This is a genomic window from Agrococcus jejuensis (genome assembly GCF_007679035.1).
In the GTDB taxonomy this organism is placed as follows: Bacteria; Actinomycetota; Actinomycetes; order Actinomycetales; family Microbacteriaceae; genus Agrococcus; species Agrococcus jejuensis_A.
In genome coordinates this window covers 709,178-735,511 of the sequence record NZ_VEFR01000002.1, presented here as the reverse complement: position 1 = coordinate 735,511, position 26,334 = coordinate 709,178, and the positions used below count along the sequence as shown (strand labels likewise).

Annotated in this window: 34 protein-coding genes; 16 read left to right on the top strand and 18 right to left on the bottom strand. The window is 72.7% G+C overall.

Annotation, left to right across the window (positions count from 1 at the left end; all coding sequences use genetic code 11):
* Positions 1-71 precede the first annotated feature (71 nt).
* Both FS793_RS10365 and FS793_RS10360 read right to left on the bottom strand, forming a co-directional pair.
* Positions 72-350 (bottom strand): hypothetical protein, encoded by a 279-nt coding sequence (locus FS793_RS10365; protein ID WP_144720393.1) that lies wholly within the window; start codon positions 348-350, stop codon positions 72-74.
* 106 nt (positions 351-456) lie between these two features.
* Entirely contained in the window at positions 457-1,380 is a 924-nt protein-coding gene (locus tag FS793_RS10360) for a DUF2510 domain-containing protein (protein ID WP_186329441.1), read from the bottom strand.
* Positions 1,381-1,562: 182 nt separating this feature from the next.
* Here FS793_RS10360 and FS793_RS10355 point away from each other — a divergent pair, with 182 nt between their 5' ends.
* The 4 genes from FS793_RS10355 (at position 1,563) to FS793_RS10340 (ending at position 5,526) form a co-directional block, all read left to right on the top strand.
* Positions 1,563-2,639 carry an NYN domain-containing protein gene (locus FS793_RS10355; protein WP_144720391.1) on the top strand — a complete coding sequence of 359 codons (1,077 nt, stop codon included), beginning with the start codon at positions 1,563-1,565 and terminating at the stop codon, positions 2,637-2,639.
* A gap of 102 nt (positions 2,640-2,741) precedes the next feature.
* Positions 2,742-3,578 (top strand): ABC transporter ATP-binding protein, encoded by an 837-nt coding sequence (locus FS793_RS10350; RefSeq protein ID WP_144720390.1) that lies wholly within the window; start codon positions 2,742-2,744, stop codon positions 3,576-3,578.
* Entirely contained in the window at positions 3,575-4,906 is a 1,332-nt protein-coding gene (locus FS793_RS10345; protein WP_144720389.1) for an FtsX-like permease family protein, read from the top strand. Before FS793_RS10350 ends, FS793_RS10345 begins: the two co-directional genes overlap by 4 nt.
* A gap of 194 nt (positions 4,907-5,100) precedes the next feature.
* On the top strand, positions 5,101-5,526 hold the full coding sequence (locus FS793_RS10340; RefSeq protein ID WP_222123727.1) for a nitroreductase/quinone reductase family protein: 426 nt from the start codon (positions 5,101-5,103) through the stop codon (positions 5,524-5,526).
* 21 nt (positions 5,527-5,547) lie between these two features.
* Here the strand turns inward: FS793_RS10340 and FS793_RS10335 are convergent, their stop codons facing one another.
* The 6 genes from FS793_RS10335 to FS793_RS10310 form a co-directional block, all read right to left on the bottom strand.
* Entirely contained in the window at positions 5,548-6,789 is a 1,242-nt protein-coding gene (locus tag FS793_RS10335) for an amidohydrolase (RefSeq protein ID WP_144720387.1), read from the bottom strand.
* A gap of 81 nt (positions 6,790-6,870) precedes the next feature.
* Positions 6,871-7,143, bottom strand: a complete 273-nt coding sequence (locus FS793_RS10330) for a YciI family protein (protein ID WP_144720386.1) — start codon at positions 7,141-7,143, stop codon at positions 6,871-6,873.
* A gap of 9 nt (positions 7,144-7,152) precedes the next feature.
* Entirely contained in the window at positions 7,153-7,968 is an 816-nt protein-coding gene (locus tag FS793_RS10325) for a nitroreductase family protein (RefSeq protein WP_144720385.1), read from the bottom strand.
* A gap of 3 nt (positions 7,969-7,971) precedes the next feature.
* Positions 7,972-8,301: a hypothetical protein gene (locus FS793_RS10320; RefSeq protein WP_144720384.1), complete on the bottom strand. Its 330-nt coding sequence runs from the start codon at positions 8,299-8,301 to the stop codon at positions 7,972-7,974.
* On the bottom strand, positions 8,298-8,993 hold the full coding sequence (locus tag FS793_RS10315) for a methyltransferase domain-containing protein (protein WP_144720383.1): 696 nt from the start codon (positions 8,991-8,993) through the stop codon (positions 8,298-8,300). Before FS793_RS10315 ends, FS793_RS10320 begins: the two co-directional genes overlap by 4 nt.
* Positions 8,990-10,096, bottom strand: coding sequence for a type III polyketide synthase (locus FS793_RS10310; RefSeq protein ID WP_144720382.1), 1,107 nt, complete (start codon positions 10,094-10,096; stop codon positions 8,990-8,992). The genes FS793_RS10315 and FS793_RS10310 overlap by 4 nt, the downstream gene beginning before the upstream one ends.
* 110 nt (positions 10,097-10,206) lie before the next feature.
* On the opposite strand from FS793_RS10310, the gene FS793_RS10305 reads away from it, so the two are divergent.
* The 4 genes from FS793_RS10305 (at position 10,207) to FS793_RS10290 (ending at position 13,171) form a co-directional block, all read left to right on the top strand.
* Positions 10,207-11,088 carry a DNA-formamidopyrimidine glycosylase family protein gene (locus tag FS793_RS10305; protein WP_144720381.1) on the top strand — a complete coding sequence of 294 codons (882 nt, stop codon included), beginning with the start codon at positions 10,207-10,209 and terminating at the stop codon, positions 11,086-11,088.
* Positions 11,089-11,135: 47 nt separating this feature from the next.
* Positions 11,136-11,729, top strand: coding sequence for a TetR/AcrR family transcriptional regulator (locus FS793_RS10300; RefSeq protein ID WP_144720380.1), 594 nt, complete (start codon positions 11,136-11,138; stop codon positions 11,727-11,729).
* A gap of 108 nt (positions 11,730-11,837) precedes the next feature.
* A complete protein-coding gene (locus FS793_RS16400; protein WP_144720379.1) occupies positions 11,838-12,482 on the top strand; it encodes a TetR/AcrR family transcriptional regulator in 645 nt (214 codons plus the stop codon).
* 113 nt (positions 12,483-12,595) lie between these two features.
* Positions 12,596-13,171 (top strand): NUDIX domain-containing protein, encoded by a 576-nt coding sequence (locus FS793_RS10290; protein WP_144720378.1) that lies wholly within the window; start codon positions 12,596-12,598, stop codon positions 13,169-13,171.
* Here the strand turns inward: FS793_RS10290 and FS793_RS10285 are convergent.
* Entirely contained in the window at positions 13,168-13,620 is a 453-nt protein-coding gene (locus FS793_RS10285; protein WP_144720377.1) for a VOC family protein, read from the bottom strand. The two genes, FS793_RS10290 and FS793_RS10285, sit on opposite strands and share 4 nt — an antisense overlap.
* Before the next feature lie 47 nt (positions 13,621-13,667).
* Between FS793_RS10285 and FS793_RS10280 the strand changes: the two genes are divergently transcribed.
* From FS793_RS10280 to FS793_RS10250, 7 genes are all read left to right on the top strand, one after another.
* Positions 13,668-14,492 (top strand): thioesterase family protein, encoded by an 825-nt coding sequence (locus FS793_RS10280; protein ID WP_186329440.1) that lies wholly within the window; start codon positions 13,668-13,670, stop codon positions 14,490-14,492.
* Positions 14,493-14,621: 129 nt separating this feature from the next.
* Positions 14,622-15,521, top strand: a complete 900-nt coding sequence (pdxS, locus tag FS793_RS10275) for a pyridoxal 5'-phosphate synthase lyase subunit PdxS (protein ID WP_144720375.1) — start codon at positions 14,622-14,624, stop codon at positions 15,519-15,521.
* Entirely contained in the window at positions 15,518-16,093 is a 576-nt protein-coding gene (gene pdxT, locus FS793_RS10270) for a pyridoxal 5'-phosphate synthase glutaminase subunit PdxT (RefSeq protein WP_144720374.1), read from the top strand. The genes pdxS and pdxT overlap by 4 nt, the downstream gene beginning before the upstream one ends.
* 43 nt (positions 16,094-16,136) lie before the next feature.
* Positions 16,137-16,742 carry a hypothetical protein gene (locus FS793_RS10265; protein WP_144720373.1) on the top strand — a complete coding sequence of 202 codons (606 nt, stop codon included), beginning with the start codon at positions 16,137-16,139 and terminating at the stop codon, positions 16,740-16,742.
* A complete protein-coding gene (locus FS793_RS10260) occupies positions 16,739-16,975 on the top strand; it encodes a DUF2207 domain-containing protein (protein WP_144720372.1) in 237 nt (78 codons plus the stop codon). The genes FS793_RS10265 and FS793_RS10260 overlap by 4 nt, the downstream gene beginning before the upstream one ends.
* Before the next feature lie 4 nt (positions 16,976-16,979).
* On the top strand, positions 16,980-17,561 hold the full coding sequence (locus tag FS793_RS10255; RefSeq protein ID WP_144720371.1) for a hypothetical protein: 582 nt from the start codon (positions 16,980-16,982) through the stop codon (positions 17,559-17,561).
* A complete protein-coding gene (locus FS793_RS10250) occupies positions 17,558-18,373 on the top strand; it encodes a sulfurtransferase (protein WP_144720370.1) in 816 nt (271 codons plus the stop codon). Before FS793_RS10255 ends, FS793_RS10250 begins: the two co-directional genes overlap by 4 nt.
* A gap of 130 nt (positions 18,374-18,503) precedes the next feature.
* Here FS793_RS10250 and FS793_RS10245 read toward each other — a convergent pair whose 3' ends face one another.
* From FS793_RS10245 to FS793_RS10225, 5 genes are read right to left on the bottom strand one after another with little or no spacing between them, the layout of a single operon-like run.
* The gene (locus FS793_RS10245; protein ID WP_222123726.1) at positions 18,504-18,797 is read right to left on the bottom strand and encodes a hypothetical protein; all 294 of its coding nucleotides are present in this window, start codon (positions 18,795-18,797) and stop codon (positions 18,504-18,506) included.
* A 44-nt stretch (positions 18,798-18,841) separates the two neighbouring features.
* Positions 18,842-19,282: a hypothetical protein gene (locus FS793_RS10240; RefSeq protein WP_144720368.1), complete on the bottom strand. Its 441-nt coding sequence runs from the start codon at positions 19,280-19,282 to the stop codon at positions 18,842-18,844.
* A gap of 51 nt (positions 19,283-19,333) precedes the next feature.
* On the bottom strand, positions 19,334-19,756 hold the full coding sequence (locus FS793_RS10235; RefSeq protein ID WP_144720367.1) for a hypothetical protein: 423 nt from the start codon (positions 19,754-19,756) through the stop codon (positions 19,334-19,336).
* Between the two features lie 17 nt (positions 19,757-19,773).
* Positions 19,774-20,370, bottom strand: coding sequence for a hypothetical protein (locus tag FS793_RS10230; RefSeq protein ID WP_144720366.1), 597 nt, complete (start codon positions 20,368-20,370; stop codon positions 19,774-19,776).
* A gap of 8 nt (positions 20,371-20,378) precedes the next feature.
* On the bottom strand, positions 20,379-21,098 hold the full coding sequence (locus tag FS793_RS10225) for a hypothetical protein (RefSeq protein ID WP_144720365.1): 720 nt from the start codon (positions 21,096-21,098) through the stop codon (positions 20,379-20,381).
* A gap of 144 nt (positions 21,099-21,242) precedes the next feature.
* Between FS793_RS10225 and FS793_RS10220 the strand changes: the two genes are divergently transcribed.
* On the top strand, positions 21,243-22,238 hold the full coding sequence (locus FS793_RS10220) for an alpha/beta hydrolase (protein WP_144720364.1): 996 nt from the start codon (positions 21,243-21,245) through the stop codon (positions 22,236-22,238).
* A 21-nt stretch (positions 22,239-22,259) separates the two neighbouring features.
* Here the strand turns inward: FS793_RS10220 and FS793_RS10215 are convergent, their stop codons facing one another.
* The 4 genes from FS793_RS10215 to FS793_RS10200 are packed head-to-tail and all read right to left on the bottom strand — an operon-like array spanning position 22,260 to position 26,275.
* Positions 22,260-23,057 (bottom strand): ABC transporter permease, encoded by a 798-nt coding sequence (locus tag FS793_RS10215; RefSeq protein WP_144720363.1) that lies wholly within the window; start codon positions 23,055-23,057, stop codon positions 22,260-22,262.
* Positions 23,058-23,066: 9 nt separating this feature from the next.
* Positions 23,067-23,957 carry an ABC transporter permease gene (locus tag FS793_RS10210; RefSeq protein ID WP_144720362.1) on the bottom strand — a complete coding sequence of 297 codons (891 nt, stop codon included), beginning with the start codon at positions 23,955-23,957 and terminating at the stop codon, positions 23,067-23,069.
* 28 nt (positions 23,958-23,985) lie between these two features.
* Positions 23,986-25,176 (bottom strand): extracellular solute-binding protein, encoded by a 1,191-nt coding sequence (locus FS793_RS10205; protein WP_260980112.1) that lies wholly within the window; start codon positions 25,174-25,176, stop codon positions 23,986-23,988.
* A gap of 25 nt (positions 25,177-25,201) precedes the next feature.
* The gene (locus FS793_RS10200; protein ID WP_260980111.1) at positions 25,202-26,275 is read right to left on the bottom strand and encodes an ABC transporter ATP-binding protein; all 1,074 of its coding nucleotides are present in this window, start codon (positions 26,273-26,275) and stop codon (positions 25,202-25,204) included.
* Between the last annotated feature and the right edge of the window lie 59 nt (positions 26,276-26,334).

Below are 26,334 nucleotides of genomic sequence, written 5' to 3'. Positions count from 1 at the left end.
CATCCGCGCCGCGCATGCGAACGGGGCGCCGACCCGGAAAGTCGGCGCCCCGTTCGAGCGGAGGGATCGCGTCAGGCCTGCTGCGCGATCGTGAACGTCACGCGGCCCTGGTCGTCGGGTGCTGCGTCGAGCACCTTGTCGGCGAGGGCGGACGTGGCCGTGTCGTCGAGGAAGACGCGGGCACCGGATGCGTCGAGCACCTGGTCGCCCTCGGCGGGGGCGGGCGCGACGCCCACGTTCAGCTGGTCTCCCTCGGCGCCGCTGATGCGGAGGCCTCCGGTCTCGGCTGCCTCGGACTGGCCGACGATGCCGGTGATGACGGTCTGGGCGGTCTCGGTCAGGGTGAGCATGGTGCTCCTCTCGGATCGCGAGCAGGCCACGATGCCGAGGATCGACGCACGATGCAACCCTGCGCCGACCCCCTCGGGCGTGTCGCTGGACCGCCCGAGGATGGCCTCAGCGCTGCGTGACCGTGATGCTCGCGACGAGCGCGTCGTCGAAGTACTCCTCGACGGCGATCGTGTACGTGCCCGGCGACAGCGACGCAGTGAGCAGCGAGTCGGTGCCCTCGCCGCTGTCGTCGTCCTCCCACGTCTGACCGTTGCCTGACACAGTGATCCGCGGATCGCCGTCGTTCAGGGCGACGACGCTGATCTCGTAGTTCCCGGCCGTCGTGATCTCGAACTCGGTGACCGATTCCCCGCCGCCGGCGCCGACCTCCACCTGCCACGTGCCGGGGCCCTGCGCGCCACCGGTGCCGCCGCCACCGGATCCGCCGCCCTGCGTCTGCACCTGGCTCGCGCCGCCGATGAAGCTCGACACCGCCCAGATGCCGCCGCCGACGAGCAGGAGCAGCAGCACGAGCACGCCGGCACCGATGCCGACGAACAGGCCCGTGCGGCTCTTCTTCGGCGGCGTGCCGTACGAGTTCCACTGCTGCGCGCCGGGCTGGCTGAAGTCCTGCGGTGCGCCGTACGCGGGCGCTGCCGCCTGCTGGCCCTGTCCCCACGCGGGTGCCGACTGCTGCGGCTGCCACGACGGCGGCTCCTGCTGCTGCCAGGACGGAGCGGATGCCGAGGGCTGCGGGGTCGAGGCGGGCGTGGGGTTCCACGACGACGTCGACGACGCGGCGGCATCCTGGCCGTCCCAGGCCGAGCCGGGACCCGCGTACGGCTCGGGTGACCACGACGGCTCCGCATCCGTCGCGGCAGCGCCGGTCTCGCCGGTCCCGGCGCCCGCATCCGCGTCGTCCTTGGGCTTGAAGCGGTCGTCGGTCGCCGCGGGGTCCTGGGACGGGGCCCACTGGGCGCCGTCCCACCAGCGGGTCGCGCCCTCGCGCTCGGGGTCGGGGTACCAGCCTGCGGGGGTCGTGCTGCTCACGTCGAGTCTCCTCATGCGCTCGTCGCCACGCGGCGACGTCGAGACGGCCGCCGGGTGCGCGGCGGCTCGATGCGGATGCTACTCCCGCCCGCCTGAAGGCGGGCGGGTAGGGCGACGCACGGCGACTCGGCGACGACCGGCGGGGGACCGGTGCCAGACTGGAAGCCGCCGAAAGGGGCACCATGATCGATCCGGCCGACTCCCGCGTCGCCGTCTACATCGACTTCGACAACATCGTCATCTCGCGCTACGACCAGCTGCACGGCAGGGGCACGTTCCACCAGCAGCGCGTGAAGTCGGTGCAGCGCGGGTCGACGGATGCGGTCGCGACGCGCGTCGAGCAGGCGACGGTCGACGTGGGCGCGATCCTCGACTACGCCGCGTCGTTCGGCACGCCGGTGATCTCGAAGGCGTACGCCGACTGGTCGGTCGCCGTGAACGCCGGCTACCGGCAGCAGCTGCTCGCCCGCGCCGTCGACCTCGTGCAGCTCTTCCCGACGACGCGCGGCATCAAGAACGGCGCCGACATCCGCCTCGCGGTCGACGTGATGGAGGATCTCTTCCGCCTGCCCGACATCACGCACGTCGTGATCGTGGCGGGCGACTCCGACTACATCGCGCTCGCGCAGAAGGCCAAGCGCCTCGGCCGCTTCGTCGTCGGCATCGGCGTGGCCGGCTCGACGTCGAAGTCGCTCGCCGCCGCGTGCGACGAGTTCGCCGACTACGACGCGCTGCCGGGCGTCGAGCGTCCCGACATCCCGCCGAAGGGCTCGAAGCCCACGGCGGCGCAGGAGCAGGTGGCGGCCGAGCCGTCGACCGAGCCGTCGGCCGAGCCCGAGCAGCCGAGGTCGAACGGCCGGCGCCGTCGGCCCAGGGCCGAGGAGTCGTCGACCGAGTCGCCCGCCGTCGAGATCCCCGCGACCGAGACGAAGGCGCCTGCGGCGTCCAAGCCCGTCGAGCGCGAGATCGTCGACATCGACGAGGACGACGACGAGGACGGTGCCGACCCGATCGGCGACGCCGAGGAGGCGGCCGCGGCGCTGCTCGAGCGCGCCATGCGCGTGAGCCACGCGAAGGACGACGACGAGTGGCTGCATGCCAACGTCGTGAAGGCGCAGATGAAGCGCATGGATCCGTCGTTCAACGAGAAGACCCTCGGGTACCGCTCGTTCACCGACTTCGTCACGGCGCATCAGGAGCTCGCGCAGATGCGCGAGGAGGGCCAGGCCCGCCTCATCCGCCTCACGGCGAAGGACTAGTCCCGCGGGCCCACGTCCCTCATCCGCGCGGATGAGGGGCGCGGGCGGGGATCGTCCGCACGCCCGACGCGGCCGTCAGGGCCTCGCGGCGAGGCTTGCAACATGCAGGCGATCAGTGCGCGGGGACTCCGCAAGACCTATGGACCGACGACAGCCCTCGCGGGCGTCGACATCGACATCGCGCCCGGCGAGGCCGTCGCGATCATGGGCGCGTCGGGCTCCGGCAAGACGACGCTCCTCCACGCCCTCGCGGGCATCGTGACGCCCGACGTGGGCGCCGTGCACCTCGCGACGCCCATGGGCGTCGTCGACGTGGCACGGCTGTCGGATGCCGAGCGCACGAGGCTGCGGCGCGAGCGCTTCGGCTTCGTGTTCCAGGAGGGCATGCTCGTGCCCGAGCTCACGGCCGTCGAGAACGTGGCGCTCGCGCTCATGCTCGTCGGCGCTCCCCGGGCGTCGGCGATCCAGGAGGCCGCGATGTGGCTGGGCTCCCTCGGCCTCGCGGGCATGGAGGATCGCCGCATCGGCCAGCTCTCGGGCGGCCAGGCACAGCGCGTCGCCATCGCCCGTGCCCAGGTGACGGGCGCATCCATCGTCTTCGCCGACGAGCCCACCGGCGCGCTCGACTCGGTCACGAGCGCCGAGGTCATGTCGGCGCTGCTGTCGGCGACCGTCGGTCGCGGCCGTACGCTCGTGCTCGTGACGCACGACGAGCAGGTCGCCGCACGCTGCAGCCGCGTCGTGCGGATGCGCGACGGACTGCTCGTGGATGCGGGCGCCGGGGCTGCCGGCGCACCCGCCGCGTCGCCGCAGCCGGCCGGCACGCTGGCGCCGCCCGCGCCCGGCACGGCCGTGGCCGCGCCGCATCCCGCGTACGGCACCCCGGCCGCACCGCGCGTGCCGCTCACCACCGAGCAGCAGTGGCAGGTGCGCGCATGAGCGCCCTGCGTCTCGCCCCGCTCATGCTGCGCCCGTCGACGCAGGGCGCCGCGGTGCTCGCGCTGCCGATGATCGCGTTCGGCATCGTGACGTGGCTGCTCGGCATCGTGGTGGGCGGTGCGCGCGCGTTCTTCACGTGGACGACGCCCGACGCCGCGCTCTACCAGCTGCTCGCCGTCGTCGCCCTGGCGCTGCTCGCCGTGCCGCTCGTCTCGCTCGGCGGCTCGGCGGCACGGCTGTCGGCCCGCCGCCGCGACGACCGCCTCGCAGCGCTGCGGCTGCTGGGTGCGACGAGCGGCACCGTGCTGGCGCTCGCGGTGGCCGAGGCGACGGCGCTCGCGCTCGTCGGCGCCATCCTCGGCGTCGCCGGTGCCGCGGCGACGAGCCCGCTCATCGGCCTCATCCCGTTCGCGGGCGAGCCGCTGGGTGCCAGCGCGCTGCTGCCGGCGACGTGGTCCATCGGCCTGGCCGCAGCCGTCACGCTGCTCGCCGCCTCGAGCGCGCTGCTGTCGATGCGGCGCGTCATGGTGACGCCGCTCGGCGTCGCCCGCCGCGAGACACCGGCTCGCGTGCACTGGATCGTCATCGTGCTCGCCGTCGCCGCCATGGCGATCGTCGCAGGCGCGTTCTCGTCGTTCGCGAGCATCGGAGCGGCCCTCGGCGTGGTCGCGATGGTCGCCGTGCTGGGCGTCGGGTTCGGCATCGCCATGCTCGTGCTCAACCTGCTGGGACCGTGGCTGCTGGGCGTGCAGGCGCGCATCCAGGCGCGTCGCGCGTCGAGCCCCGTCCGCCTCATCGCGGCGCGCACGGTGCTCGAGTCGCCCAAGGCGGCCTGGCGGCAGGTGGGCGGCGTCGCGCTCGTGACGTTCGTCGGCGTCATCGCCGGCGTCGGCTCGGCGCTGCTCGGCAGCGCCGACGCCGGGGGCGAGATGACCCTCGCCGCCGACATCCGCACCGGCCTGATCATCACGATCGTCGGATCGTTCCTCACGGTCGCGTGCACGGTGGGGCTGCAGCAGGCGGCGTCCATCCTCGACGGCCGCGCGCTGTCGCGCGCGCTGCACCACGGCGGCATGGACGTGTCGACGATGGATGCCGCCCGCCGCTGGGCGGTGCTGTCGCCGCTGCTGCTCGTCGTCGCCGTCTCGGCGATCGCCGCAAGCGTGCTCGTGGTGCCGCTGCTGGGCATGGCGCTGCTGTTCGAGCCCGTGACGGTGCTCATCACCGCCGGCGTCGTGGTGACGGGCGTCGTGATCGTCGGGGTGGGTCTGCTCGTGACGCGGCCGCTGCTGCGCCGCGTCGCGACGGCGCACGTGGCGACGGCGTAGCTCGCCGTCCTCCCGAGGACGTGCACCACTCGCTCCCTGAGGTGCGAGCCCGAAGGGCGAGCCTCGAAGGGTTCCCTGCCGATGACCTCGGTTCGGATCCCTTCGAGGCTCGCTGCGCTCGCACCTCACGGATCGGTCTCTGCAGGAACACGCGGACCGCGCCCGGCGTTGCCCACACCATGGCCTTCAACGACATGATCATCGACGCGTTCCGCACCGGCGAGGGCGAGGTGCACGCGCCGGTGGACTTCGGCCGCTCGCTCGGCCTGCTGCACATCCCCAAGAAGGATGGCACCATCGCCCTCACGCCGCTCATGGCGCTCGAGGAGCACGGTGGCTGGCATGTGGTGGCGAGCGCCGCGGGCTCGCCGAGGCATCCGGCGTGGACGTTCGGGCTGCGCCGCGCCGACGAGATCGACCTCGAGGTCGCAGGCGACCTGGGCGAGCCGATCCGCGTGGTGCGCGTCGCGGTCACCGAGCTCGAGGGGGCAGAGCGCGACCGCGTCTGGGAGACGTTCAAGCAGGCCGGCCCGTCGTTCGCCGGCTACGAGGCGACGGCCGAGGGCCGCGTGTTCCCCATCTTCCGGCTCACGCCGGTCGAGCAGCCCGACGCATCCTGATCCGCGTCGCCCGCCGACGCGTCAGCGACCGAGGTGCGCGAGCACCGCGGTCGTCATGGCGCGCACCGCGGTGTCGAGCGTCGGCTGCAGCACGGGCACGAACGCCGGGGAGTGGTTCGTGGGGATGTCGGTGAGCACCGTGCCGGCCTCGACCGCAGCGGCATGCCGCGCATCGTCGATGCCGCCGGTGAACCAGAAGCAGTAGGGCGCGCCGTACGCGGCGGCGAGCTCCGAGAAGTCCTCCGAGCCCGACAGCCGCTCCATCGGCACGACGTCGCCGCCGAACTCGGCGTCGAACGCGGGCTGCAGGGTCGCGACGACGCCGGGGTCGTTGTCGGTGACGGGCGCCCACAGCGTGTGCTCGATCGTCGCCGGACGCGCCGTGCCCGCGGCCTGGCACTCCGCCTGCACGATGCGCTCGACGGCGGCGTGGATCTGCGTGCGCAGCGCCTCGTCGTACGTGCGGATGCTGAGGCCGAGGCGGGCGGACTCGGGGATGATGTTCGACTTCGTGCCCGCGTGGATCGTGCCGACCGTGAGGACGGCCTGCTGCGACGACGGCACCTCGCGGCTCACGATCGTCTGCAGCCGCAGCACGATCGACGCCGCGATGACGACGGGGTCGATGGTCGTCTCGGGCTGCGAGCCGTGGCCGCCACGACCGTGCACCGTGACGATGAGCTCGTCGACCGCGGCCATGATCGGACCGGCGGACAGGCGCACCTGCGACGCCGGGTAGGGCGCGACGTGCTGGCCCAGCGCGGCGTCGATCGACGGCACGAGCGCGCGCAGCGCATCCGTCATGCTGCGAGCGCCGGCGACGGTCTCCTCGGCGGGCTGGAAGACGACGACGAGGGTGCCGCTCCAGGCCTCGCGGTGCGCGGCGAGCAGGCGCACGGAGCCCTGCAGCGTCGCCATGTGCACGTCGTGGCCGCACGCGTGCATGACGCCCACGATGCCGCCGTCGACCTCGGCGGTCTGCGTCGAGCGGTAGTCGACGATGTCGTCCTCGACGACGGGCAGGCCGTCCATGTCGGCGCGCACGAGGATCGTGGGGCCGTCGCCGTTGCGCAGGATGCCCACGACGCCCGTCGAGGCGCCGACGCCCTCGTGCACCTCGTCGATGCCGGTGGCGCGCAGCTCGTCGGCCATGCGCGCAGCGGTCTCGTGCTCACGGTCCGAGAGCTCGGGGTGCGCGTGGAGGTGCCGGTACAGCTCCTCGGTGAACGGGCGGACGGAGGCCAGGTCGTCGAGCACGCGCATGCCGCTCAACCTACCGCCCAAGGAATCGAGGTTCTCGGCCACGTTCGACCTCACACGTGGCCGAAGACCTCCATTCCTTCCTCAGAGGGCGCGGACGCCGCCGATGCCGGGGTTCCACTCCTCGATCGCCGTGATGACGACGCCGGGGTGCGTCATGTAGGCGTCGGCGTCGATCGCCTGCTGCACGCGCTCGCGATCGGCGGAGAACAGCAGCAGGGCGCCCTCGCCGTGCTCGTAGGGGCCTGCTGCCAGCAGCACGCCCTCGGCGACGAGCTCCTCGAGCAGCTCGCGGTGGCGGGGGCGCAGCTCGAGGCGGCCGGGGGCGTCGGTGTAGCGCAGGTGCACGGCGATCATGCTGCGAGCCTAGGCGCGCGCGGCGTCGCCCGGCGCGTCGTCCCATCCGAGCTGCGGCGTCTCGCACGTGTCGCGGAAGACGACCTGCGAGGGTCGCTTGCGCTCGGAGCTCGACCAGTCGATGCGGGGACGCCGTGCCTCGTCGGGCACGTAGCCGATGCGGTAGACGGCCATGAGCTCGAGGTCGTCGGGCACGCGGAACAGCTCGACGATCCGCTCCCACTGGCCCGGCACCTCCATGGGGAACGACACGAACTGGATGCCGAGACCCAGCTCGACGGTGGAGAGCCAGAGGTTCTCCATCGCCGCGCCCATGCTGAACAGGGAGTAGAACGACGACAGCTCTCCCGGCCGGTGCTCGGCGCGATCGAGCATGACGCCCAGCAGCATGGGCGAGCCGGCGACGAGCCTGCGGTTCTCCTCGCCGAGCGTCTGCGGCACCTTGAGCGTGTTCATGAGCCGCTGTCCGCGCGGCGTCATCGCCTGCCCGGTGAACGGCCGCAGCGGTGCGGGCAGGCGATCGAACAGCATCCCGTCGCGGCGCTCCTCCATCTCCTTCCTCGAGAACCGGAAGTAGCGCCGGTAGCGCTCGAAGAACGATCCGGTCGCCATCGCCTCCGTCATGCTGCCGCCGCTGATCGCGGCGACCTGCTCGATCGTGTCGCGCTGCTCGGTGATGACGAAGCGCCACGGCTGGCTGTTGAGCTGCGACGGCGCACGCCCCGCCATCTCGATGAGCAGGCGCTGATGCTCCTCGCGCACCGGATCGGGCAGGAAGGCGCCGTTGGTCGTGCGCCGGCGGCGGATGGCGTCGAAGAGCTCCATGGATCACTCCTTGTCGAGGGGCAGGGCTGCGGCGACGAGCCACGGCGCTGCCGTGAGGGCGACGAGCGGATGCCGCCCGGATCGGGTCGGGATGCGCGGCAGCGTCGCGAGGGGCAGCAGCGCGGGCGCGATGCGGCCGGCTCGGCGGGGCGCGTCGACGAGGCCGACGACGACGGTGGCGACGACGAGCGTCGTCGCGCCGATGAAGCCGACGTGGTGCACCCAGCGGTGGCGCTCGTTGCGCCACGCGCCGGTCGCGAGGCCCACGCCCATGCAGGCGGTCGTCGCGTAGACGGCGAGAGCCCCCGTCGCGAGGCGGCGCGACGCCCTCATCCGCGGTCCCCGCGGTCGAGCACGAGCAGCAGCCGGTACGGCAGCAGACGCTCGACGCGCCACGGCTCGGGGGCGAGCGCACGCAGCTCGTCGGCGCGATGGCTGCGGCGGATGGACGCGGTGCCGTCGTCGTGCAGCAGCGACCCGCGTCGCAGGGGCCACGTGGCGATGCCGAACGCGACGAGCGGCACGCGTGCGCGCTCGAGGTCGGCATGGATCGCGAGCCGGTCGGTCAGCGCCTCGCTGTCGGCGAGCACCTCGGCGAGCGCGCGGTCGTCGAGGTGGTGCAGCACGTGGTTCGAGACGGCGACGTCGAAGCGGCGATCCTGGGCGACGAGGTCGGCGCTCGATGCGCGCTCGAATCGCACGCCGTCAGCGGGACGCGCCGTCGCGAACGCGTGCGCCCGCTCGTCGGGATCGACGCCCGTCACCTGCGCGTCGATGCCGTCGCGTCGCATCCAGTCGGCGAGGTTCCGCGCGACGTCGCCGCCGCCCGACCCGACGTCGAGCACGGTCGCAGGGCGGTCGGTCGGCAGCGCGGGTCGGATGCGTCGGCGGTAGAGCGCGCGCCAGCGCGAGACGAGGGCGTTCACCGACGCGAACTGCCGGTACGTGCGCTCGAGCAGCGCGGGGTCGACGTGCGGGTCGTCCATGCGCTCGAGCTCGCGCGAGCGGTGCGCGAGCGACCTCATCCCGTCACCTGCAGCTCGAGCAGCGCCGTCTCCATCGTGAGCCCCGGTCCGAAGGCCATCGCGCACACCTGCTCGCCGGCGGCGCGGTCGCGAAGCTGCGCGGCGAGCACGTGCAGCACCGTCGCGCTCGACATGTTGCCGCGCTCGGCGAGCACGCGCCGCGACGGCGCCATGCCGGCATCGTCGATCCCCAGGGTGCGCTGCACGGTGTCGAGGATGGAGCGACCGCCGGGATGCACCGCCCACCCCGCGAGCTCCTGCCACGACGCGACGGAGCGCGCGTGCTCGAGCGGGGCGATGGCGTCGACGACGTGCGCACCCACGAGCCGCGGCACGGCACCCGACAGCACCATCTCGAACCCCTCGTCGCCGATGGTCCAGGCCATCTCCTCCTCCGTCGACGGCGCGATCGTCGAGGCGAGCGCGACGATCCGCAGCGCTCGCGGCCGTGGGCGGGCCGTGACGAGCGCTGCCGCCGCGCCGTCGGCGAACACCGACGAGGCGACGATCGTGTCGGGGTCGTTCGAGGAGCGCAGGTGCAGCGAGCACAGCTCGACGCACACGACGAGCACGGCGGCGTCGGGGTCGGCGCGGCAGATGGCGTCGGCGGCGCGCAGCGCGGGGAAGGCGGCGTAGCAGCCCATGAAGCCCACGTGCAGTCTCGGCGTCTGCGCGGGCAGGCCGAGGTCGCGCACGAGCAGATGGTCGATGCCCGGGGCGAAGAAGCCGGTGCAGGAGGCGGTGACGACGTGCGTGATCTCGCGGGCCTCCATGCCGCCCTGCGCGAGCGCGTCGTGCGCGGCCTCGAGCGCGAGCGCGGGCGCCCGCTCGGCGTAGCGCGCATTGCGCACGCCGGTGCTCGGGCTGCGCAGGTCGCCGCTCGCGGCATCGAGGAACGGCGAGTCGGCCGGATCGACGAGCTCGTCGAGCACGACGTGCCGCGCGTCGATGGCGGATGCGTCGAACGCCGCGCCGACGAGCCGAGCGCCGAGCCGCGTGAGCCCGGGCTGCCGCGCGAGCAGGTCGCGGGCGGCGTCCTGCGCGAGTCGGGCGGGAGGGACGGCGGTGCCGATGGCGCAGACGGTCGGAGCGGGCGCTGCCACGTGATCCCTTCGAGCACCGCCTCGGTCGTCGATGCTGCTCCCACCTTGCGCGCGAAGGCGTCCCGACGGAAGGGGTCGCGCTCGTCGGTGGTGCGCGGCAGACTGCACGCATGCCGGAGCTGCCCGAGGTGCAGGCGCTCGCCGACGATCTGCGCGGCCGCCTCGTGGGTCGACGCGTGCGCAGGCTCGACACGTACGCGATCTCGGCGCTCAAGACGTTCGATCCGCCCGTGCGCGCGCTCGACGGGGGCGCGATCACGGGCGTCGAGCGGCACGGCAAGTGGCTCGACCTCGCCGTCGCCACGGTCGGCGACGCGCCGACGACCCTGCACGTGTGCATCCACCTCGCCCGCGCCGGCTGGCTGCGGTGGCGCGACGAGGCGCCCAAGACGCGGCCGCGCATGGGCAAGGGGCCGCTCGCGGCGCAGCTCATGCTCGACGACGACGCCGGCTTCGACCTCACCGAGGCGGGCACGAAGAAGGGCCTCGCCATCCACGTCGTGCGCGAGCCGACCGACGTGCACGACATCGCGACCCTCGGCCCCGATCCGCTGGCCGACGACTTCACCGAGGCGGCGTTCGGCGCCGTGCTCGACGAGGCCGGGCGAGCGCAGATCAAGGGCGTGCTGCGCAGCCAGCGCCGCATCGCGGGCATCGGCAACGCCTACTCCGACGAGATCCTGCACGTCGCGCGCATGTCGCCGTTCCATCCCGCCTCGATGGGCGCGGACGACCGGCATCGTCTCTACGTCGCGCTGCGCGAGACGCTGCAGCAGGCGGTGGCGGCGCGCGCGGGCGTGCCGGCATCGAGCCTGAAGTCCGAGAAGCGCTCCGACATGCGGGTGCACGGCCGCACGGGCGAGGCGTGCCCCGTCTGCGGCGACACGGTCAGGCAGGTCGAGTACGCCGACTCGACCTTCCAGTACTGCGCGACGTGCCAGACCGGCGGCACGCCGCTCTCCGACCGCGTGCTGTCGAGGCTGCTCAAGTAGCCGTCCTGTACCCCGCGCCGGTTACCATAACGGGTGAGGAGGGAACGATGGGGCGACCGCAGGATCCGACGATCCGACCGCGACTGCTGGGCGAGATCCAGCAGGCGATGCAGGGCTCGACGTTGAGCTCCGTGACCTTCCGCGGCCTCGCGAGCGAGCTCGGGCTGTCGACCTACTCGCTGAGCTACCACTTCGGCTCGCGTGCCGAGCTCATCGACGCGATCCTCGAGGGCACGATCCGGGCCCGAGCCGAGCTGCTGGGCGACCAGGACCTCTCGACGCTCACGCGTGCCGAGCTGCGCGTCTTCCTGCGCGACGGCTATCCGCTCACGCTGCAGGCGCCGTACGCCGCGGGCGTCCGGATGCAGTTCGAGGCCGGCGCGCTCGAGCGCATCGATCCCGACATGGGGCAGCGCATCGCCGACAGCCACGCGGCGTGGGCGTCGCAGTTCGCGCGGTGGTTCGAGGCGCAGGGTCTCGAGGCTGCGAGGGCGTCGGTGGGCGCCCGCGCGCTCGCCGACGCGCTCTTCGGCACCCAGTTCGGCTTCGTGCTCACCGACGACCGGGATGCCGCGGCGGCGGCCGCGGAGCTCGCGATCGAGGCGATCCTGACCCACCTGCTCGGGCCCGACGCGGCGTAGGCGGGTCGCGCCGCGGCACCGCACCTCCCCCCGACGTGCCCGAATGCATCTTGACCGTTATGATAACTTACGTAGGTGAGGATAGGTCACTAAAAGGAGCAGTCGAGCATGGTCATCAGTGCCGCGTCCGCGGTCCAGCGTGAGCACGCGCCCATCGTGGAGGTGCGCGTCGACGCCCCGACGGCGCGCGCGGGGCGCCGCATCGACGCGCTGCTCGACGCTGCAGCCCTCGAGGTCGCCGAGCGCGGTCGCGAGGCGCTCACGACCTCCGACGTGGCCACGCGTGCCGACGTGTCGATCGGCACGGTGTACCGCTACTTCCCCGATCGCACCGCGCTGCTCGAGGGTCTCGGCGCCCGCGCGCGCAACCGGGTGCACCGCCACCTCGTCGAGGTGCTCGCCATCGCACCTCCCGGCGAGGAGACCGTCGCCCGCGCGCTCGTCTGGGCCATCCGCGCCTCGCGCGATGCCGAGCCGTCGTATCTGGCGCTCGGCATCGGCGAGCGCGTCGACCCGCTCGGCGCAGCCGCCGTCGACGCCGCCTGGATCGAGGCGACTGCGCCCGCTGCGACGGCGCTCGGCACGCTGGGCGTGAGCGAGGCGCGCGCTCGCCGATCGTGCGTGCGGGCCGCCATGGTGGCCGACGCCATGCTGCGCGGCGCCGACGATGTCGACCAGCGCACGCTCGACGACCTCGTCGCCGAGACGATGCGCCGCAGCCTCGCGAGCGTCGCGGCGGTCGACGCCGCCTGACGCCTCGCGACGAGGCCGGCCGCGTCAGCCGGCGGTGCGCGCGACGAGCACGCCGACGAACGCCGGCCGGCTGCGCTCGACCCGTCCAGGGCGTGCGAGGGCAGGATGGTCACGTGAGCGACGAGCGACCGACCGGCTGGACGACGACCGCGACGCGCGAGGTGTACGCGAACCGGTGGCTGCGCCTGCGCGAGGACGAGGTCGTGCGGCCCGACGGCGGCACGGGCATCTACGGCGTCGTCGAGGTCGCCAACCCCGCGGTGTTCGTCGTGGCGATGACCGACGCCGACGAGGTCGTGCTCGTCGACCTCTATCGCTACACGACCGGCCGCTGGTCGACCGAGGTGCCCGCGGGGTCGACCGACGGCGAGGACGCGCTCGTCGCCGCCCGCCGCGAGCTCGCCGAGGAGACGGGCCTCGCCGCCGACGAGTGGATCGAGGTGGGCACGATGGCGTCGCTCAACGGCATCTGCGACGCGCCCGAGCACGTCTTCCTGGCGCGCGGGCTGCGCCCCGTGTCCGCCGACGTCGAGGCGACGGCTGCGTCGCAGGCCGAGGAGGGCATCGCCGGCGTGCGGCGCGTGCCGTTCGGCGAGGTGCTCGCGATGATCGGCCGCGGCGAGATCGCCGACGCCGAGACGATGGCGGCGATGCTGCACGTCGCCGTGCATCTCGGCCGCGTCGGCTAGGCGCTCGGGAGCCGGTTGCGCTGCAGATCCTGCGCGAGCATCACGAGGATGCCGCTCGGTCCGCGCAGGTACGTGAGCAGGTACGCGTCCTCGTAGCGCGCCACGCCGCGCAGCGGCTCGACCCCGTGATGCGCCGCGATCGCGAGGGCCGCGTCGAGGTCGTCGACCTGGAACGCCACGCGGTGCATGCCGATGGTGTTCGCCATCACCGGCTCCACCTCGACGCCGACGGGATGGATGGGCTCGAACAGCTCGAGCGCGCCCTGCCCGTCGGGCGTCTGCAGGACGGCGATGCGCGCGTGGTTGCCGTCGAGGCCCACGGCGACGTCCGCCCACTCGCCGCTGACCTCGTCGCGACCCTCCAGCACCATGCCGAGGGCGGTGAAGAAGGCGATGGCGGCGTCGAGGTCGCGCACGGCGATGCCGACGTTGACGAGGCGGATGTCCATGTCGGCGACGGTAGCCCCGCGGCGGGAGCAGCGCCAGGATGGAGCGGATGAGCGACGACGCCTACTTCCTCCCCGCGGGCACCCACGACGGCGCGGAGGTGCTGCAGCCGACGGCGCACACCGGCAGCCCATGGAGCGCGGGCATCCAGCACGGCGGCCCGGTCGCGGGCCTGCTGTGGCGGGCGTGCGAGCAGGCACCCGGTGCCGAGGGGTGGATGCTCACGCGGCTCGCGGTCGAGCTGCTCGGCCCCGTGAGCGTCGAGGAGGTCGCCGTGCACGCCGAGGTCGTGCGCTCGGGCCGCTCGGCGGATCTCGTGGAGGCGGAGGTGCTGCAGCGCGGGCCCGGCGGCGCCTGGCGGCCAGCGGCACGCGCGCGCGGCTGGCGGATGCGCACGGCCGACACCGCATCCGTCGCCCATCGCGCCGGGCAGCGGTTCGCGCTGCCGCCCGAGGGCGCGCCCACGCTGCACGACGCCCCGGTGCCGCCGTTGTGGCTCGAGGGCTTCGTCGGCTCGCTCGACTGGCGCTTCGCGTCGACGTTCGGCGAGCGCGGTGCGCCGACGGTCGCGTGGGCGCGGCTGCGAATGCCCTTCGTCGCAGGAGAGGAGCCGAGCGCGTCGCTGCGGGCGATCCTGCCGATCGATGCGGCGAACGGCGTCGGCGCACGTCTGGACACGCGAGCGTGGACGTTCATCAACACCGAGCTCGCCATCCACCTCTTCGAGCGCCCGACGGGCGAGTGGACCGGCATCGAGGCGGAGTCGTCGATCGGCTCGCAGGGCATCGGCCTGAGCCAGGCGGTCGTGCACGACCAGCACGGCCCCGTCGGCCGCATCGCGCAGTCCCTCCTGGTCTCACCTCTGCAGCCGTGAGGTCCTCGGCTCGATGCGACCTCCGATCGGGCCGAGAACCTCAACATCGCGAGTGGACTGGGATGCGCAGGCCACCCAGGACCACTCCGCGCCGAGTGGCCTGGAGCGACCCGCGTAGCGTCCAGCCCCATGAGTGAAGTTCAGGTTCCCGCACGCGCGACGGACGGCGTGAAGCGCGGTCTCGCAGAGATGCTGAAGGGCGGCGTCATCATGGACGTCGTCACCCCCGAGCAGGCGCGCATCGCCGAGGACGCCGGCGCCGTCGCCGTCATGGCGCTCGAGCGCGTGCCCGCCGACATCCGCGCGCAGGGCGGCGTCGCCCGCATGTCCGACCCCGACCTCATCGACGCCATCAAGGCCGAGGTCTCGATCCCCGTCATGGCGAAGGCGCGCATCGGCCACTTCGTCGAGGCGCAGGTGCTGCAGGCGCTCGAGGTGGACTACGTCGACGAGTCCGAGGTGCTGAGCCCCGCCGACTACGTCAACCACATCGACAAGTGGGGCTTCGACGTGCCGTTCGTGTGCGGTGCGACGAACCTGGGTGAGGCGCTGCGCCGCATCACCGAGGGTGCGGCGATGATCCGCTCGAAGGGCGAGGCCGGCACGGGCGACGTCTCGGAGGCGACGAAGCACATCCGCACGATCAACAAGGAGGTCCGCGCCCTCGCGTCGCTGTCGGAGGACGAGCTGTTCGTCGCCGCGAAGGAGCTGCGGGCCCCGTACGCGCTCGTCGAGGAGGTCGCCCGCGAGGGCCGCCTGCCCGTCGTGCTGTTCGTCGCCGGCGGCGTCGCGACGCCGGCGGACGCCGCGATGATGATGCAGCTCGGCGCCGACGGCGTCTTCGTGGGCTCGGGCATCTTCAAGTCGGGCAACCCCGTCGAGCGCGCCGCGGCGATCGTGAAGGCCACGGCGCAGTTCGACGACGCGCTCGCGATCGCCGAGGCGTCGCGCGGCCTGGGCGAGGCGATGGTCGGCATCAACGTCGCCGACCTGCCCGCGCCGCACCGGCTCTCCGAGCGCGGCTGGTGACGCGCGTCGGCGTGCTCGCGCTGCAGGGCGACGTGCGCGAGCACCTCGCCGTGCTGCACGGGCTCGGCGCCGACGCCGCCCCCGTCCGCTCGGCCGCGCAGCTCGAGGACGTGGATGCGCTCGTCATCCCCGGCGGCGAGTCGTCGGTCATCGACCGGCTCACCCGCATCCTCGGGCTGCAGGGCCCGCTGCGGCAGCGGATCGCCGACGGGATGCCGGTGCTCGGCACGTGCGCGGGGCTCATCCTGCTCGCCGACCGCATCGTCGACGCGGCGCCCGGGCAGCAGACGCTCGGCGGCCTCGACGTGACGGTGCGACGCAACGCGTACGGCAGCCAGGTCGACTCGTTCGAGACCGCGGTGGCGATGCCGGCGATCGGCGACGTGCCGGTCGCGGCGTCGTTCATCCGCGCGCCGGTCGTCGAGCAGGTGGGCGACGGCGTGACGGTGCTCGGCGAGCACGACGGCCGCATCGTGGCCGTCGAGCAGGGCGCGCTGCTGGGCGTCTCGTTCCATCCGGAGCTCGTCGGCGACGATCGCGTGCATCGGCGGCTGCTGCAGCGGGTGGGCTGACGGCGGCCCGGCGCCGGACGCAACCGCGATACCCTGGGATGCGGTGAGCACGATCGAGCAGCAGGGCGACCACGGGTCGCCGACGCCGAGCGAGCGACCCGTCTGGCAGCTGCCGGCTGCGCGCGCCATCCCGGCCGTGGCCGTTGGCCTGGTCGTGACCTTCCTGCAGTCGCACGACGCCTTCGTCGGCCTCGTCGCCTTCGCCATCGTCGCGCTCGGCACGGGTGCGGCCCTGCTGGCGCTGCAGGGCGCCGTCTTCGCCGAGGTCGCTCGCTTCCCGCGCATCGCCGGCGTCGCGGGCCTCGTCGCGGGCGTCGTCGCCATCGCCCTCGCGATCACCGCGCCCAGCGGGCTCGCGCTCAAGGTCGTCGTCGCTGCCTGGGCGCTCGTCGCGGCGGGCGTCGAGGGCTGGGCATGGTTCCGCATGCGCGCGACCACGGACGCGCGGGTGCGCCGCATCGCCGCCGACTGGCGGTTCGTCGCCGCGTTCACGCTCGTCGCCGCCGTGGTCTTCGCCCTCATGCCGAGCCACGACGTCGTGCTCGTCGGCCTCGTCGGCGCGTACGCGATCATCGTGGGGGTCTTCCACGGCATCGCGGCCTACTCGGCGCGGATCGCGGCGAAGGATGCCCAGGAGGCAACCGCATGAAGCCCTCGCGTCGCGACCGTCTCAAGCCCGTCGAGTACCTCGGCTTCGCAGGCGGCATCGGCATCTTCTCGGCGCTCGTCGTGCTGCTCGTCATCCGCGAGCCCGTCCACGCGCTCATCATCGGCGGCGTCGCGTTCATCGTGTCGCTCGTCGTCATCGCCACCCTCACCCTCGTCGCGAATCCGCCGACGCCCGAGGAGCGCGACGAGCACGACGAGCCCCGCGGGCACTGACGTCATGACGACGACGGGCGGGCGGATGCGGCTGCTCGCCGCGTGCGCGGTCGCCGGCACGGCCCTCCTCGCCGGCTGCCAGTCGATGGTCGTCGTCGACCCGGCGGCCGATGCGGCGCCCGACGGCCCGTCCCTGCAGACCGACGCCGCGATCTTCGACCCCGTCGCCGACGACGTCGCGGGCACCGAGGCGTGCGACGGCGTCGCCGGGCGCGAGGCGCTCGAGGTCTTCGACCGAGCTGCCTGGCCCGAGCTGGGCGTCGCGGCGGGCGAGGCGACGCTCACGTGCGGCAACGCCGACGGCGCCGGCTGGCGGCACATCGCCGACGGGCACACGGGCGACTTCGGAGAGCTCGCCGACGAGGTGGGCTCGTCGTGGGAGGACGTCGCGTGGTTCGCGATCGACCAGGCGCTCGAGGCACCGACGAACGTCGAGGAGTACCGCGACGACATCGTGAACTACGACGTGCGCGTCGAGCTCGTGGGCGACACGGGCGAGGTCGAACGTGCATGGATCGTCACGGTGGGCTACGGTCTCTCGTCGAGCAGCATCATCACGTCCTTCCCCGATGAGGTGGATCCTTGACCCTTCCCGACCTGGTCTCCGCGACCTGGCTCCAGCACCACCTCGACGACGAGCGGCTCGTCGTGGTCGACGCGTCGGTGGGCGCGTTCCGCGGCGCCGACGGCATCCCGGGCGCGCTGCGCTTCGACCTCGACGGCGTCATGTCGCGCCACGACACCGACGGCGTGCACGACATGCTCGACCCGGTCGAGTTCGAGCAGCGGCTGCGCGACCTCGGCATCCGCGACGGCGACCGCATCGTCGCGTACGACGCGCAGGGCATCTTCTCGAGCGCGCGCGCGTGGTGGATGCTCGAGGCGGCCGGCGTCGAGGCCGCGGTGCTCGACGGTGGCCTGCCCGGATGGGTGGATGCCGGCGGCGAGACGCAGCCGACGCGCGAGCGTGCCGAGCAGGCTGGCGACGTGACGGTGCGGTGGCGCGACGACGCGTTCGTCGGCGCCGACGTCGTGGCCCGCGCGATCGCCTCCGACGAGGCGGTCGTGCTCGACGCGCGTTCGTTCGAGCGCTTCGCGGGCATCGCGCGAGAGCCGCGCACGGGGCTGCGCGGCGGGCACATCCCCGGCTCGGTGTCGCTGCCGTACGAGGCGCTCGAGTGCGACGGTCGGCTGCAGGAGGTCGGCTGCCTCGCCGACCGCATCGACGAGGCCGCGGGCGACGCGCCCATCATCACGACGTGCGGCTCGGGCGTCACCGCCTGCGTCGTGGCGCTCGCCGCCACGCTCGCCGGCCGCGACGACGTGCGCGTCTACGACGGCTCGTGGTCGGAGTGGGGCCGCCCCGACTCGGGCCGCCCCGTCGCCGTCGGCGACTGAGCCGGCGCGCCCCGGCCGCCGCCGTCAGCCGCGGGCGCGCTCCATCGGCGGGCGCGCTCGCCGGCGGGCTCGCAGCCCGACGCGTCGAGCACCGTGGTCATCGCACCTACGATGGCCGTGGCTCCCTCGGTCACTCGAGGGTCCACCCGCGCGCGAGTGCCGCCTCGACCTCTCCCCTTGCGACCTCCACGAAGATCGCGAGCATCTCGTCACGCGGCACATCGGAGCGGACGTGCTCCGGCGCGTGCGGCCGCGCGCCGTCGGACAGCACCACCGTGCCCGAGGCGAACGCCGACGCCATCCAGCCGTAGGGGTCACCCGCCGAGACCTCGACGTGCTCGTCGTCGGCGTCGTCGAGCTCCGCGATGAGGGCCGGCAGGTCATCGATGCGCCCCGGGTCCGAGGATCCGTCCAGGTGCGTCACGTGCATGGCGAGCAGGCCCCCCGCATCGATCGACCCGTCGAACCTCAGGCCAGCGGGTCGCGGAGCAGCGCCGTGATCATGCGAGCGTGGTCGTCGGCGTACTCGACGTGGAGGAACCGGTCGCCCACGGCGTAGAAGTCGTAGCCGCCGGCCTGACGCATCGGTGCCCCGAGGACGGCGCGGATGCCGTCCCTGTCCTCCTCGAGCGTGAGCCCGTCGATGAGGGACCCGGGCGTCCGGAACGGCTCGTGCTCGTCGTCGCCATCGAGGTAGGCGAAGATCGCCGTGAGCTCGCCGTCGGTGAAGTTCAGCTCCACGCCTGCGTCGGCGAGGATGACGTACCGCTCCTGCTCGCCTCCGAGCTCCATCTCGTCCACCTCGACGTCGACGCCGAACGCGTCGACAAAGGCCGAGACGCGAGGGGCGTCGGGCGCGAGGCCGAGGATCTCGAGGTACGTGGCGACCTCGCCCGTGATGGCGGTCATGCCTGCTCCGTTCGTGGGTGGCGTGATGGACAGTGCAACGCTACCTTCAGCTCACGCCGGGGCGACGCCCTGCAGCGAGCCCGAGATCGATGTCAGCCGGTCCCTGTCGAAGTCGAGCCGGAGGTAGCGGTCGCCGAGCCGGTAGAGGTCCATGCGCTGGCTCGTCCGGGCGGGTGCGCCGAGGGCCGCGACGATCGCCGCTCGCGTCGCGGACAGGTCCACGCCGTCGATCAGGCCGCCGTCGGCCGGGTAGCCGATCTCGCCCGTGTGCGCGATGGGCACGAGGATGCCGACGAGGATGCCGTCCTGGAACAGCGCCGTCGATCCCGTGCGCGCGAACGTGCACACGACCTGGCGGCCCGCCGACGACTCGACGGCCTGCTCCTCGAACCCCGGCCCGAGGAGGCCGAGGAGGTCGGCCCAGCCGGCCACGTCGTCCTTCGACGCCCCGAGCGTGCCGAGGATGTCGGTCACGGTCCCTGCGATGGAGGTCAAATGCCACGCTCCCGGTTCAGCGCACGGATGCGATCGAGCACGTCGGAGATCTCGGCGCTCGAGAACCGGCCGTCGTCGATGAGATTCTGCCGCAGGGTCGCGAGATCGTTGTTCATCGCGGCCGTGAGGTCCTGAGCGTCGAGCGCGACCTGGTTGGCCGTGTTGCGGCCCTTGTAGGTGCGGCTCAGCGAGTGCATGAGGTCGGTCAGCTCGACGGCGGCGCCGTCGTTCTTCAGCTGGCGCGCCTCGGCGCGCGTGAGCTTGCGGCCCAGCTCGATCTCCTTGGCCTTCTTGAGGGCCGCGAGCGACGGGATGTGGTCGTGCTGCAGCTGGTCGCCGACGACCTCGCGACCCCGTAGCTGGTTGTAGCTGCCCGTCTCGAGCTCCTCCACGGCCTTCTTGCTGCCGTCGGGGTTCTTGCCGTCCTTCGCGAGGTCGCGGTCGGTCTGCTCCGACCGATCCTTGATCTGATCGGCCTTCTGCTTCTGCCGGTCGACGCGCCCTGCCATCTTCTTGCCGACGCGCGGACCGACGTTGGCGACCGTGTCCTCGACGACCTCCTTGAGCTTGTGCCCGAGGTCCTTGCTTCCCATGCCCATCGTCAACCCGCCGTCGAGATCTGGAGGCTCATGATCTGCGCCATGAAGTCCTCGCCGAGGCGCTCCTGCTCGCGTGCGGAGCGATCCATGTCGCGCGACGCCTGCTCGAGCGCCGCGTAGTCGGTCTGGTACTCCTCCACCTGGCCCACGGCACTCGAGACGACCGGTGCGTCGAGGATCTCGTCGAGCACGGACTCGAGCACGTCCGTGAGCGGGTCCTGCACGAGCGTGATGATCTGGATGACGGCGGCGGCGACCATCTCGCCGACGATGATGTCCATGATCTTCTTGCGCGCCAGGATGATCGCCGGCTGCGCGGCGGCAGCGAGACCGAACGTGGCGAACGCGGCAGCCGTGGCTGCGGCGAGCTGCGCGGCCGTGATGACGAGCTCGGCGATCACCTTGAGCTTGAGGGCGAGCACGGCGTCGGCCGCGAGGTCGACCCCGGTGGCGGCACCGTCGATGAGCTCGCAGAACTCGCCCATGCTCGACTGCGACTCCTCCCACGCCTCGGAGTAGGAGCTGGCGGCGTTCGCCGTGACGGCACTGGGGACGTCGCCGGTGACGCGGGCGCCGACCTCGTCCATCGTCCCCTGGATGTCGTCCGAGAACTGCCGCATGATGTGCGCAGCGCGATGGATCTCGTCCTCGTCGAGCTCGGGCCAGTCGAAGCCGAGCAGGTTCAGGACGAATGCCAGCTCGCTCGGGATGTTGAGCGCCATGCACCTCTCCTCACTGTCTGAAGATGACGCTAGGACCGTGCGCAGGAAGGCACCATGGGCAGAACTGCCCTCTCGGCGGATCCGCAGGTTCGCGTCGCGCATCGCCTGAGCGGGCGGCCCAGGCATCGCGGCTATCGTGGCGCCATGGATGGCGGCTGGCGCGACGACGTGCTGGGTGCCGGCTTCCAGCAGCGCACGCTCGACCTGCGCCCCGACGACGAGGGCGACGTCGTCGCGACCCTCGTGCGGTCGCTGCCGGCACGCCGCCGCTTCTGGCAGACGGAGCGCGACCTCGAGGACGTCGACGTGCTCTACGTGCACGGGTGGTCGGACTACTTCTTCCAGCGCCGCCTCGCGCGCGTCTTCACCGACCGCGGTGCTCGGTTCTTCGCGCTCGACCTGCGCAAGTACGGCCGCAGCATCCGCCCCAGCCAGACGCTCGGGTTCGTCGCCGACCTCGCGACGTACGACGAGGACGTGGAGGCCGCGATCGCGGCCATGCGCGAGGGCGGCGCGGGCGAGGGCCGCAGGCTCGTGCTCATGGGGCACTCGACCGGCGGGCTCACGCTGAGCCTGTGGGCGCATCGGCATCCCGGGGTGGCGAGCGCGCTCGTGCTCAACTCGCCGTGGCTCGAGCTGCAGTTCGGCGCCCGCTCGCGCGCGGCGCTCATGCCGGTGGCCGACCTGCGGGCGCGCATCTCGCCGCTCGCCCCGGCGCCGCAGATCGACCTCGGCTTCTACGCGCGGGCGCAGCGCGAGACGTTCGACGACGACGACCCGTACGAGGTCGACCACGCGTGGCGGCCTGAGATCGCGATGACGGCGCATGCGGGCTGGATCCGGGCGATCCTCGCCGGGCACGCGCAGGTCGCCGCGGGGCTGCGCATCGACGTGCCGGTGCTCGTCATGCTGTCGACGCGGTCGATCCTCCCGACGCGGTGGTCGGACGACCTCACGCGCGTCGACACGGTGCTCACCGTCGACCAGGTCGCCCGCGCCGCGCTGCACCTGGGCTCGTCGGTGACGATCGAGCGCATCGACGGCGCCCTGCACGACGTCTTCCTCTCCCGCAAGCAGGCGCGAGCGGATGCGTACGCGCGCCTCGAGCGGTGGCTCGACGGCATGCTGGCCCTGCGCTGAGCCAGCCGAGCGCGCCCTGCGTCAGGCGCGGTCGGCCCGCGCCTCGAGCCGCTGCGCGAGCGCGATCGGCGCGATCGACACGATCACGAGCACGACGGCGACGACGTTGACGATCGGCGCCTGCCCGGGCCGGAACATGTTCTGGAAGATCCAGATCGGCAGCGTCGTGACGCCGGGCCCCGCGGTGAACTGCGTGACGATGATCTCGTCGAACGACAGGCCGAACGCGAGCAGCGCACCGGCGAAGAGCGCCGAGCGCAGCTGCGGGAGCGTCACGAGCCGGAACGTCGTGAACCGATCGGCGCCGAGGTCGGCGGAGGCGTCGACGAGGTTGCCGTTGAGCCGGCGCAGGCGCGCGAACGCGTTGTTGTAGACCGTGACGATGCAGAAGGTCGCGTGGCTGACGATGAGGGTGCCGAGGCCGAGCGTGAGGCCGAGGCCCGTGCGGAAGAGGTTGTTCAGCACGATGCCCGTCACGATGCCGGGCAGCGCGATCGGCAGCACGATGAGCAGGTTCACCGCCTCCTTGCCGAAGAACTCGAAGCGGTCGAGCGCGAGCGCGCACACCGTGCCGAGCACGAGCGCGATCGCCGTCGCGCAGACGGCGACGAGCACCGACGTGCCCACCGCCTCCCACGCCCCGGCGTTCGCGGCGGCGCGACCCCACCAGTCCAGCGTGAACGAGCGCGGCGGCCAGGCGAGCGCCTGGCTCGTCGAGAAGGAGTTCACGAGCACGACGAGCAGCGGCACGTAGACGAACGCGAGCGCGAGCGCGACGATCGCGACGAACGTCGCGCGCACGGGCTTCGAGATGCGCATGGATGGCTCCTAGAGGTTCCGCAGCGCGCCCGTGCGACGCACGGCGAGCAGGAAGAGCAGGATGACGGCGATCGGCACGAGCGCGACCGCGGCGGCCATGGGCACGTTGCCCGCGACGCCGACGTTGTCGTAGATGAGCGTGCCGAGGAACTGCGTCGAGCCGCCGACGATGCGCACGGCGATGTAGTCGCCGAGCGTGAGCGAGAACGAGAAGATCGCGCCGGCGATGATCGCCGGGTACATGAGCGGCAGCACGACCGCGGCGAACGTGCGCAGGTTGCGGGCGCCGAGGTCGCTCGATGCCTCGACGAGCGAGTCGGGCACCCGTTCGAACCCCGCGTAGATCGGCATGACGACGTACGGCAGCCAGATGTACGCGAGCGTCACGATCGTCGCCACCTCGCCGAACCCGGGCGTGATGCCGAGCGACGACAGCAGCCCGCCCTCGATGAAGATCGAGCGCCACGCGTACGCCTTCACGAGGTACGACGCCCACAGCGGCATGAGGAACGCGATGACGAGCGCAGCGCGGGCCCTGGGCCCGAAGACCTTCGCCATCGCGTAGCCGACCGGCAGCGCGATCGCGACGTCGATGAGCGTGACGAGCACGGCGGCGCCGAGGGTGCGGAGCGTCACCGCTCGATACAGGTCCTGCGTGACGATGCGCGCGAGGTTGTCGAGCGTCCACTCCATGCGGACCTCGTTCGTGAACGAGTCCGTCTGCCACAGGGCCGTGACGAGCAGGAACCCGAGGCTCACGACGTAGACGACGACGAGCCAGCCCAGCGGCAGGCCGAGCAGCGAGGCGAGGCCGGCGCGCGGGTGCCGGTCGAAGGCGCGCGACGCCCGCCGCACCCCCGTCTCGGGGGGTGCGGCGAGCGTCTGGGTGGATGCGGTCATGCGACTGCGGTGCGTGGATCCGTGGGCGTCAGCCCTGGATCTGCTGCCACGCCTCGGTCCAGGCCGCGTAGTCGGTGCACTCGACGTCGGTGCGCCCGTCGAGGCACTCGGCGATCGGCGTCGTCCAGTAGTAGATCTGCGACGCGTACACCTCGTCGCCCGCGTGGTACGCCTCGCAGTGACCGGGGTCCTGCGTGAAGTCGCACGCGTCGGGGTTGTTCGGCGCCTCGCCGAAGTACTCCGTCGCCATCGCGTTGCCCTCGGGGCTCGCGATCCAGTCGAGCCACGCGTACGCGCACGGCGTCTGCTCGGTGCTCGACGAGATCATCCACGAGTCCGACCAGCCGGTCGCACCCTCCTCGGGCAGCGTCGCCGCGACGGGCGTGCCCTCGGCGAGCGAGTTGATGATGACCTGCCACGTGGTGCCGGCCACGATCGAGCCGGCCTCGAGGCCCTGCAGCTCGAGCAGGTAGTCGCTCCAGTACTCGCCGATGTGGCTGCGCTGCTCGGTGAGCAGGTCGACGGCGGCCGCGAGCTGCTCCTCGTCGAGGGCGTAGGGGTTCTCGATGCCGAGGTCCGGCTCGTGCGTCATGAGGTAGACCGCGGCGTCCGCGATGTAGATCGGCGAGTCGTAGGCGGTGATGCCGCCCGAGTTGTCGCCTGCGCCCTCGAACACGACCGACCACGAGGTGGGCGCCTCGGGGAAGACGTCGGTGTTGTAGGCGAGCAGGTTGGCGCCGTACCCGTGCGGGATGCCGTAGACGTCGCCGTCGACCGAGTTCCACTCCTGCTCCTTGAGGAAGTCGAAGATCGCGTCGTACGACTCGAGCAGGTCGGTGTTCAGCTGCTGCACCGCGTCGGAGGCGATGAGGCGCAGCGTGAGGTCGCCCGAGGCGGCGACGACGTCGAAGCCGCCGTCGCCCATGAGGTTGAACGCCTCGTCGCTCGTGCCGTAGGTCTGCGCCGTCACCGAGCAGCCCGTTGCTTCCTCGAAGGGCGTGACCCAGTCGACGGCGGGGTCGTTCGTGCCGTCCTCGACGTAGCCGGGCCACGCGAGGATCGAGACGGATCCGCCGTCGGTCTCGCCGAGCTCGGTCGCGGGGCCCGTGGCCTCGCTGCCGCCACCGGACGTGCCGCACGCGCTGAGCGCGAGCGCGGCGACGCCGAGGCCGGCGCCGATCGCCGCGGTGCGGCGTCGGCGCATGATGCGTGCCTGCATGATGACTCCTTGCTGTGGGTGGGGCTCAGGCGGATGCCGTCGCCGGGGAGGGGGACTGGTCTTCGGGGGCGGGCTGCACCGTCTCGGGCTCGACGAGGTCGCGCACGTCGGCGTCGGCCCATGCGAGCCGCACGCGGTCGCCGCGCACGACGCTCGCGTGGCCCGACGAGGACTGCTCGAGCACCGTCATGCGCATGCCCGCATCCGTGTCGACGACGCAGCGCACGCTCGCGCCGGCGTAGATGACCTCGGCGACCGTGCCGGCGAGGCCGTCGCCCGCCTCGCCGCGGTGGATCTGCAGCTTCTCGGGGCGGATGGCGTGGATGCCGCCGTGGCCGAGCAGCGCGCGCGACTGTGCGTCGTCGAAGAGGTTCGACGTGCCGACGAACGTCGCGACGAACGGCGTCGCGGGCCGCTCGTAGACCTCGGACGCGGCGCCGACCTGCTGGATGCGCCCGGCGTCGAACACGGCGATGCGGTCGGAGAGCGTGAGCGCCTCGTCCTGGTCGTGCGTCACGAAGACGAACGTGATGCCGAGGTCGCGCTGCAGCTGCTTGAGCTCGACCTGCATCTGCTCGCGCAGCTTGAGGTCGAGGGCGCCGAGCGGCTCGTCGAGCAGCAGCGCTCGCGGCTCGACGACGATGGCGCGCGCGAGCGCGACGCGCTGGCGCTGGCCGCCGGAGAGCTGGTTGGGTCGGCGCCTCGCGAAGTCGCCCAGGCGCATCCGCTCGAGCGCCTCCGTCGCACGCCGCGTGCGCTCGGTCTTGCCGATGCCGCGCACGCGCAGGCCGTAGGCGACGTTGTCGAGCACGCTCATGTGCGGGAAGAGCGCGTAGTCCTGGAAGACGGTGTTGACGGGGCGGTCGTAGGGCGCGTCGGCGGAGACGTCCCTGCCGAACAGCTCGACGGCGCCGGCGGTCGGCGTCTCGAAGCCCGCGATGAGCCGCAGCACGGTCGTCTTGCCGGAGCCGGAGGGCCCGAGCATCGAGAAGAACTCGCCCTCGGCGATGTCGAGATCGATGCCGTCGACGGCGATGACGGGCCCGAACTCGCGGCGGAGGCCGCTGAGACGGATGGCCGGGTGCTGCGCTGCGGTCACGCGCGCCTCCTTGGCTGTGCGGATGCTGTGACGTGCGCCCCATAAAACCTCTGTTTCCA